Origin of the sequence: Rhizobium alarense (assembly GCF_021555155.1) — a bacterium.
Classification (GTDB): domain Bacteria; phylum Pseudomonadota; class Alphaproteobacteria; order Rhizobiales; family Rhizobiaceae; genus Rhizobium_D; species Rhizobium_D alarense.
Window position 1 is genome coordinate 1 of record NZ_JAKGBU010000020.1, and the last position, 7,528, is coordinate 7,528.

General features: G+C 66.8%; 9 protein-coding genes and 1 pseudogene. 2 read left to right on the top strand and 8 right to left on the bottom strand.

Annotation, left to right across the window (positions count from 1 at the left end):
• On the bottom strand, positions 1–822 hold an 822-nt coding region (locus LXM94_RS08385; protein ID WP_235770723.1), incomplete at its 3' end, for a GNAT family N-acetyltransferase.
• Between the two features lie 131 nt (positions 823–953).
• Between LXM94_RS08385 and LXM94_RS08390 the strand changes: the two genes are divergently transcribed.
• On the top strand, positions 954–1,889 hold the full coding sequence (locus LXM94_RS08390; RefSeq protein ID WP_235770724.1) for a tyrosine recombinase XerC: 936 nt from the start codon (positions 954–956) through the stop codon (positions 1,887–1,889).
• Between the two features lie 70 nt (positions 1,890–1,959).
• The gene (locus LXM94_RS08395) at positions 1,960–3,045 is read left to right on the top strand and encodes a TraB/GumN family protein (RefSeq protein ID WP_235770726.1); all 1,086 of its coding nucleotides are present in this window, start codon (positions 1,960–1,962) and stop codon (positions 3,043–3,045) included.
• A gap of 69 nt (positions 3,046–3,114) precedes the next feature.
• Here LXM94_RS08395 and LXM94_RS08400 read toward each other — a convergent pair.
• The 7 genes and pseudogenes from LXM94_RS08400 to LXM94_RS08430 all read right to left on the bottom strand — a co-directional run.
• A pseudogene (locus LXM94_RS08400) lies at positions 3,115–3,564 on the bottom strand (DUF2867 domain-containing protein); the annotation flags it as partial.
• A 77-nt stretch (positions 3,565–3,641) separates the two neighbouring features.
• Positions 3,642–5,048, bottom strand: coding sequence for a dihydrolipoyl dehydrogenase (gene lpdA / locus LXM94_RS08405; RefSeq protein WP_235770727.1), 1,407 nt, complete (start codon positions 5,046–5,048; stop codon positions 3,642–3,644).
• A gap of 25 nt (positions 5,049–5,073) precedes the next feature.
• Positions 5,074–5,826: an SDR family oxidoreductase gene (locus tag LXM94_RS08410; protein ID WP_235770728.1), complete on the bottom strand. Its 753-nt coding sequence runs from the start codon at positions 5,824–5,826 to the stop codon at positions 5,074–5,076.
• Positions 5,823–6,326 (bottom strand): hypothetical protein, encoded by a 504-nt coding sequence (locus LXM94_RS08415; protein WP_235770729.1) that lies wholly within the window; start codon positions 6,324–6,326, stop codon positions 5,823–5,825. The genes LXM94_RS08410 and LXM94_RS08415 overlap by 4 nt, the downstream gene beginning before the upstream one ends.
• A gap of 1 nt (position 6,327) precedes the next feature.
• The gene (locus LXM94_RS08420; RefSeq protein WP_235770730.1) at positions 6,328–6,972 is read right to left on the bottom strand and encodes a LysE family translocator; all 645 of its coding nucleotides are present in this window, start codon (positions 6,970–6,972) and stop codon (positions 6,328–6,330) included.
• Complete coding sequence (locus tag LXM94_RS08425; protein WP_235770731.1) at positions 6,969–7,391, bottom strand: VOC family protein; 423 nt, start codon at positions 7,389–7,391, stop codon at positions 6,969–6,971. The genes LXM94_RS08420 and LXM94_RS08425 overlap by 4 nt, the downstream gene beginning before the upstream one ends.
• 9 nt (positions 7,392–7,400) lie before the next feature.
• Positions 7,401–7,508, bottom strand: a complete 108-nt coding sequence (locus LXM94_RS08430; protein WP_408015606.1) for an MAPEG family protein — start codon at positions 7,506–7,508, stop codon at positions 7,401–7,403.
• Between the last annotated feature and the right edge of the window lie 20 nt (positions 7,509–7,528).

Below are 7,528 nucleotides of genomic sequence, written 5' to 3' on the forward strand. Positions count from 1 at the left end.
CGGATCACCGTCGAGCGCCTCGGGCGGGATCAGATTGCCGATGGTGAACTCGAAGCGGTTGCTCTTCTTGTTCAGGAGCTCGTGGAACACCGTCATGTCGCGCAGTTCCGTCGACCATTTGGCGAGCCAGTAGAAGAGGCCGGAATTGCGCGCCTTCATGTGCACCGGCAAGATCGGCAGATTGTACTTGCGGGCGAGCGTCACGGCGGAGCTCTTCCATGGCCGCTCGTTGAGCCGCCCGTCCCCCCAGTAGGCAATGCGGCCCGACGGGAAGAGCACGGCGACCTTGCCTTCGGAGATCGCCCGGTTGGTGATCTGCAGCGTCTCGCGCGTCTTGAGCTTGCTCTTGTATTCGTCCCGCCACTCGACCGGGATGACCATCTCGACGAATCGCGGATTGACGCGAATCGCATCCCGGTTCGCGAAGAACATCATGTCGGGCCGGCAGGTCTTCAGGAGATCGAAGACCGCCACGCCGTCGGCGATGCCGGTCGGGTGGTTGCTGACGAGCAGGAAGCCGCCCGCCTTGGGTATCCGCTCCTCATTGCGCACGACGATGTCGAGGTTCAGCGTCCTGCTCAGGAACTCGAAAGCCTGGAATCCCGGCATGTTGGCGACGGCATTGGCGAATTCGATCGCCCGGCGGTAGTTGAGCAGCGTATAGAGAAACGGCCGCATCGCCGGCCAGAGCGGATGGCGCACGATCCGCGTGCCGCGTTCGGCAATGAGCGTATCGACGACATGTCCGGGTCGACCGTGCGAGACGAGGGAGAGCGTTTCAGCGAAATGTCCGAAAGCCGTGGGAGAAGTTCGCCGTACCATGGGTCCGTCCGCTAAGATTACGCGCACCTATCGCAGTTCAATATGATCGAAGAATGACAGTCAACCGGACCGCGTTAGGCAATGGCTAACGCGGATCGGTGCAGGATGTTCGCGACGCTGGACGGAATCTCATGACCGAATTGCTGATCATCGCCGATGCCAGGCTGCTGGCCGAGCGACGCGCCTGGATGGAGAGCCTTTCGGGCGAACGGCGGCTTTCCGCCAAGACGCTCGACGCTTATGAACGGGACACGCGCCAGTTCCTGGCCTTCCTGACGGGTCATCTTGCCGCACCCGCTTCGCTCGGCGCGCTCGGCGCGCTCCGGCCTGCCGATCTGCGCGCCTATCTCGCCGCACGGCGCCGGGATGGCGCCGGTGCCCGCACGCTCGGGCGCGGGCTTGCCGGCATCCGCTCCTTCCTGCGCCATCTCGAGCGCAAGGGGCTCGCCAATGCGGCCGGCGCCGCCGCCATCCGCTCTCCGAAGCAGCCGAAGTCGCTGCCGAAGCCGCTGACCGACCGCCAGGCGATCGCCGTCGTCTCCGCCGACGAGCAGCTTGCGGAGGAACCCTGGATCGCCCTGCGCAACGCCGCGCTCCTGACCCTGCTCTACGGGTGCGGCCTGCGCATCTCCGAGGCGCTGTCGCTGACCCCCGCCGATCTTGCGGGCAGCCCGGCCGCGCTCAGGATCGAAGGCAAGGGCGGCAAGACGCGGATCGTTCCCCTCATCGCTGCAGCCCTCGAGGGCGTGGAGCGCTACCGCAAGCTCTGCCCCTATGCGCTCGCGGCGGAAGAACCGCTCTTCCGGGGCATGCGCGGCGGGCCGCTCCAGCCGGCGATCATCCAGCGCGAAATGCAGCGGATGCGCAGTGCGCTCGGCCTGCCGGACAGCGCGACGCCCCATGCGCTGCGTCATTCCTTCGCGACCCATCTGCTCGCCGGCGGCGGCGATCTCCGGACGATCCAGGAACTGCTGGGCCATGCCAGCCTGTCGACAACGCAGGTCTATACCGGTGTCGATTCGGCGCGCCTCCTGGAGATCTACGACCGCGCCCATCCGCGCGCCTGACGCGGCAAACGTTAACGGCTTGTGAAGCGCCCCGCCTTAGGGTGGCGCCGACACGAACGGAGTGCGGATCATGACGACCTCGACCCATCGCACCGGCGCCAAGATGGCCACGGCCCTGACCGATGGCCTCCTCTGGCTGGCGGCAGGCCTCAACTGGCTGGTGCTGATCTCGCTCGCCGCCGTCCTGGCCTCCCTGTCCGACGCACGCGCCGAGACGCTGCCGTCCGCCTGCGGCGGCAGGGACCTTGTGGCGGAGATCAAGCAGGACGATCCGGCCGCCTTCGCCGCGCTCAAGTCCGAAGCGGACGCCGCCGAGAACGGCAAGGGCATCTTCTGGCGCATCGAAAAGGCCGGCACCGCTCCCTCCTATCTGCTCGGCACGATGCACGTGACCGATCCGCGCGTGCTCGCCATGCCCGACGGTGCCCGCGCCGCCTTCGACGGCGCATCGACCGTCGTCGTCGAATCGGACGAGATCGCGGACGAGAAGAAGGCGGGCGCCGCATTGTTGTCGCGCCCCGACCTCACCATGTTCACCGACGGCCGGAGCATCACCGGCCTGCTCTCCGACGCCGACGAACGGACGCTGGCAGATGGCTTGCAGAGGCGCGGCCTGTCGCTGCCGGCGCTCAACCGCATGAAACCGTGGATGCTGATGAGTTTCGTGGCGCTGCCGGCCTGCGAACTCGCCCGGAAATCGGCCGGTGCCGCCTTCCTCGACCAGAAACTCGCGCGGGACGCGCTTGCCGCCGGCAAGACGCTGAAGGGGCTGGAGACGCTTATCGAGCAGATCACCGCGCTCGATTCGCTGCCGATCGAGCCGCAGTTGCAGGGCCTCGTGCAGACCGTCCAGCTCGGAGACCGGATCGAGGACGTCATCGAGACGATGAGCCGCCTCTATCTCGCCGGCGACACCGGCATGATCATGCCGATGATGAAGATCGCGGCCCCCGCCACCGCCGGGGACGAGGTCAGCTACGCCGAGTTCGAGCAGCGCATCATCATCGACCGCAATCACCGCATGGCCGAACGCGCCGGTCCGATCCTTGCCGGAGGCAACGCCTTCGTCGCCGTCGGCGCGCTGCATCTGCCGGGGCGCGAGGGCGTGGTCGAGCTCCTGCGGCAACAGGGCTTTACGGTCACAGCCGTGGACTGAGCCGTCCCGCGCCGGGCTCAGCCGCGGCGCGCAAACCCGGCGGCCGACGCCGGCGAGCATCGTGCGGACGATCAGCTTGTGGAACGGCATGACGGCGGCGAGGTAAAGCCGGCCGAGGAGGTTGTTCCGGTGCACGAGCGTCATCACGCTCAGGGTCTGGCCCGTCGGCCGGTCCGGCCGAATATCGATGACGATCCGGAAGTCGAGATGCCGGTCGTCGAAGCCGAGCACCACCCGGTCGTCGCAGGCGCTCACCACCGGAAAGCCGCCGATTTCCCCGTCCGGTCTCTCGGCGCGTGCATTCGCTCTCTTGAGCCCGAAGGGCGTGACCAGTGCATTGCGCAGCGCCATGAGTCTGCGAATCCAGGCCGGCGGATGTTCGAGCGCAAGCCGCGCGGCCTCCTGTGCCGTGAGATTGCTCACCGGCAGCCGGAGCGTGAAGCGGTCCGCCCAGTCGGCGGACATCAGAAGCGGGTGCGGAAGCGAAACAGGTCTCGAAACGGGGGGCATGGAGGCCATCCTTTGCAGGCCTCCAGGATGCGCGCCCTGGCGCGGCGGGAACAGGCGGCCGGTTGTCGCAGCCGCCTGGTCGGGGTTCACATATGGATCGGCTTGAAGAAGGTGGCGAGCGCCGCTTCCTTGACGGCCTCCGACATGGTCGGATGGGCGTGGCAGGTGCGGCCGAGATCTTCGGACGAACCGCCGAACTCCATCAGAACGGCCGCCTCGTGGATCATCTCGCCGGCGCCGAAGCCGACGATATGGACACCGAGCACCCGGTCCGTCTCCTTGTCGGCCAGCACCTTGACGAAGCCGTCCGTCGCCAGCATGGCGCGGGCCCGACCATTGGCCGTGAAGGGGAACTTGCCGGCCTTGTAGGCAACGCCTGCGGCCTTCAGCTCCTCCTCCGTCTTGCCGACCGAGGCGACTTCCGGCTGCGTGTAGACGACACCGGGAATGACGTCGTAGTTCACATGGCCGGCCTGGCCCGCGATGATCTCGGCGACGGCGACGCCCTCGTCCTCCGCCTTGTGCGCCAGCATCGGGCCGCGCACGACGTCGCCGAGCGCGTAGATGCCCTCGACATTGGTCCTGAAGTGATTGTCGATCTCGACGCGCCCGCGGCTGTCGAGGGCCACGCCCGCCTCCGCAAGGCCCAGCCCTTCGGTATAGGGCTTGCGGCCGGTTGCGATCAGCACGACATCGGCGTCGATCGCCGTCGCATCGCCACCCTTGACCGGCTCGAACGTCACCCTGGCGCCCGACCCCGCCTTCTCGACGCCCGTCACCTTCGCGCCGAGCTTGAACTCCATGCCCTGCTTCACGAGCATGCGCTGGAACTGCTTGGAGACCTCGCCGTCCATGCCGCCGAGGATCGTGTCGAGATATTCGACGACGGTCACCTTCGCGCCCAGCCTGCCCCAGACCGAGCCGAGCTCCAGGCCGATGACGCCGCCACCGACGACGATCAGATGCTCCGGCACCTTTTCGAGCGCGATGCCGCCGGTCGACGACACGATGACCGTCTCGTCGATCTCCACCGGAACGCCCGGGATGCCGGCGACGTCCGAACCCGTGGCGATCACGATGTTCCTCGTCTCCAGCACCTGCTCCTCGCCCGCCGCGTTTGTGACGGAAACCTTGCCCTTGCCGAGCACCTTGCCGGTGCCCTGAATGCCGTCGATCTTGTTCTTCTTGAACAGGAAGGAGACGCCGTCGACGTTCGACTTCACCGTCGCGTCCTTGTGGGCCATCATGTTGGCGAGGTTCAGCGTCGGCTTGAGGCCGTCGATGCCGAGTGCCTCCATGCCGTGGGCGGCGTGGCTGTACATCTCGGAAGCGTGCAGCAGCGCCTTCGACGGGATGCAGCCGATGTTGAGGCAGGTGCCGCCATAGGTCTGGCGCTTCTCGACGACGGCGACCTTGAGGCCGAGCTGTGCCGCCTTGATGGCGCAGACATAGCCGCCGGGGCCGGAGCCGATAACGATGAGATCATAAGCCATGAGAAATCCTTCCTGCGGGTGACGGTTAGCGGCCGCCGCTGACATTGAGCGCGGCGCCGGTCACGTAGGACGCCGCATCGGACAAGAGATAGAGAATGGAATGTGCGACTTCGTCGGCGGTGCCCGGCCGATGCATCGGAATGACTGCGACCGACTGCTGCGCCCGGTCGGGCAGGCCGCCCGAGGCGTGGATGTCGGTGTCGATGATGCCGGGACGCACGAGATTGACACGGACGCCCTCGGTCGCCACCTCGCGGGCAAGACCGACAGTGAAGCTCTCGATCGCGCCCTTGCTGGCGGCATAGTCGACATACTGGCCGGCCGCGCCGATCAGGGCCGCCATCGAGGAGAGGTTGACGATCGCGCCGCCGCGCCCGCCATGCCGCGTCGACATGCGCCTGACCGCCTCCTGTGCGCAACGGATCGAGCCGATGACGTTGACCGCGAACATGCGGTCGAGCCGCTCGGTCGTCATCTCGTCGACGCGCGCCGGCATGCCGATGATGCCGGCATTGTTCACGAGCCCGTCGAGCTGGCCGAACGCCCCGTCGACCGCCGCGAAGATCGAGGCGAGGCCGATTTCCGTGCCCACGTCGCCCTCGACGGCGAGCGCCGTGCCGCCGGCCGCGCGGATCTCCTCGACGACGCCGTCGGCTGCCTCGCGGTTGGCGGCGTAGTTCACCACGACCTGCCAGCCGTCACGCGCCGCAAGCCGGCAGACGCTCGCGCCGATACCGCGGCTGCCGCCGGTGACGAGAAGAACCTTGTGTCCGCTCATGGTGCGCATCCCCTGAAGGAAAGAAGATCCCAGGGCGGGGCGGGCAGCCTGCCGCTCTCGTTGAGCGCCGAATAGAGAAAGGCGGGACCAAGCCCGGCGAAGAGAAGCTCCGGCGCGGCCTTTTCGCCGGCCGACGGCAGTATGCCGATGAGGCTGTTGCCCTCGACGGAGTAGATGACGCCTTCCCAGACGGTGCAGGCAGCGATTTCCTCCCCGGTCGCGTCGCCCTCCGGGCAGTTGTGCATGATCATGCCGTTGGCGCGCGTGACACCGTCGTCGGAGGTCATGACGATACCGGTCAGCGCCAGGTCCCTGCCCGGCATCGTCACTTTGAAGTGATGGCTCGTCGCCGCCGCCTCGGAGCCGACGGGCTCGAAGGCGAAGGTATAGGCCCCGTCGCGGTCCGCGTAGACCGCCTTCTCCTGCACGCAGTCGGCCGCCTCGGCCACGGACGCGGCGGCCAGGCCGAAGAGGAGCATTGCCGGGCAGAGACCTGCCATCTCAGCCCGCCCTCTGGGTCGCGAGCTTGATGCCGAGCGCAATGAAGACCACGCCGCTCGCGCGGTCGATCCAGCGGCTCGCCTTCGCAAAGGCTGTGCGCATCCGCGGCGTCGTCAGGAAGAACGAGACGCCGACGAACCAGGCGATCAGGCAGCCCGCCATGACGAGCCCGTAGCCGAACTTGATCGCCATCGGCGTATGGGCGCTGACGACGGTCGAGAAGATGGAGAGGAAGAAGAACACCGGCTTCGGATTGAGGGCATTGGCAAGGAAGCCGAGGCTGAAAGCCCTGAGCACGGACTGCGTCCGTGGCGCACCCCGCTCCTCGGTGCCGTCCGCAGCCGTTATCTCCGCCGGCCGGGACCGCAGTGCCTTGACGCCGATATAGACCAGGTAGGCGACGCCGCACCACTTGATGATGTTGAAGAGGTAGATCGACTGCGAGATCACCAGCCCGAGCCCGAGGATCGTGTAGGTGACGTGGAACATCAGCGCCGTGCCGATGCCGAAGGAGGTGACGATCGCCTGCCGGCGCCCGTGCACGACCGACTGGCGCATGACCATGGCAAGGTCGGCGCCGGGCGAGACGATCGCGAAGGAGAAGATCGCCATCAGCGAGGCGAGTTCCAGAAGATAGGCGCTCATTTCTGCTCCAGGGGCGCGTTGAAGGCCCAGATGTGGCCGAAGGGATCGGTGATGCGCGCGTAGCGTGCGCCCCAGAACACGTCAGAGGGCGGCATCAGGCCATGCGCGCCGGCATCGACCGCCCTGGCGAAGGCTGCATCGACCGCGGCCGGGTCCGGCAGGTTGATACTGATGGCGAAACATGTGCCGCCGACCGTCGGCGGTGCACTGACGGACGTCTCGAATTCCGGGAACTCGTCATGCAGCAGCACCTCGCCGCCATAGATGGCAAGGTTGGCGTGCATGACACGCTTGCCGTCTTCGGCGAGCTGGTGGAACCTGTTTTCAGCGCCGAGCGCCCGCTCATAGAAGGCGATCGCCTCGAGGCCACCCTTCACGCAAATATGCGGCTGGAGCGGGGGAACATTGGTGAACGCCATGCCTGCCTCCTAGAAAAACACGGCTGCCGCCATGGCGACGAGGCCAAGGAAGGAGCCGAACCAGACGAAGGAACGGATATAGGCGATGCCGCCAAGATAGAGCGGGATATAGAGGATCCGGCAGACAAGCCAGACCC

Bases quoted from the DNA above. Each gene is read 5' to 3' on its own strand.
- LXM94_RS08390 (WP_235770724.1), top strand. From the start codon at position 954: ATGACCGAATTGCTGATCATCGCCGATGCCAGGCTGCTGGCCGAGCGA.
- LXM94_RS08395 (WP_235770726.1), top strand. From the start codon at position 1,960: ATGACGACCTCGACCCATCGCACCGGCGCCAAGATGGCCACGGCCCTG.
- lpdA (WP_235770727.1), bottom strand. From the start codon at position 5,048: ATGGCTTATGATCTCATCGTTATCGGCTCCGGCCCCGGCGGCTATGTC.
- LXM94_RS08410 (WP_235770728.1), bottom strand. From the start codon at position 5,826: ATGAGCGGACACAAGGTTCTTCTCGTCACCGGCGGCAGCCGCGGTATC.
- LXM94_RS08415 (WP_235770729.1), bottom strand. From the start codon at position 6,326: ATGGCAGGTCTCTGCCCGGCAATGCTCCTCTTCGGCCTGGCCGCCGCG.
- LXM94_RS08420 (WP_235770730.1), bottom strand. From the start codon at position 6,972: ATGAGCGCCTATCTTCTGGAACTCGCCTCGCTGATGGCGATCTTCTCC.
- LXM94_RS08425 (WP_235770731.1), bottom strand. From the start codon at position 7,391: ATGGCGTTCACCAATGTTCCCCCGCTCCAGCCGCATATTTGCGTGAAG.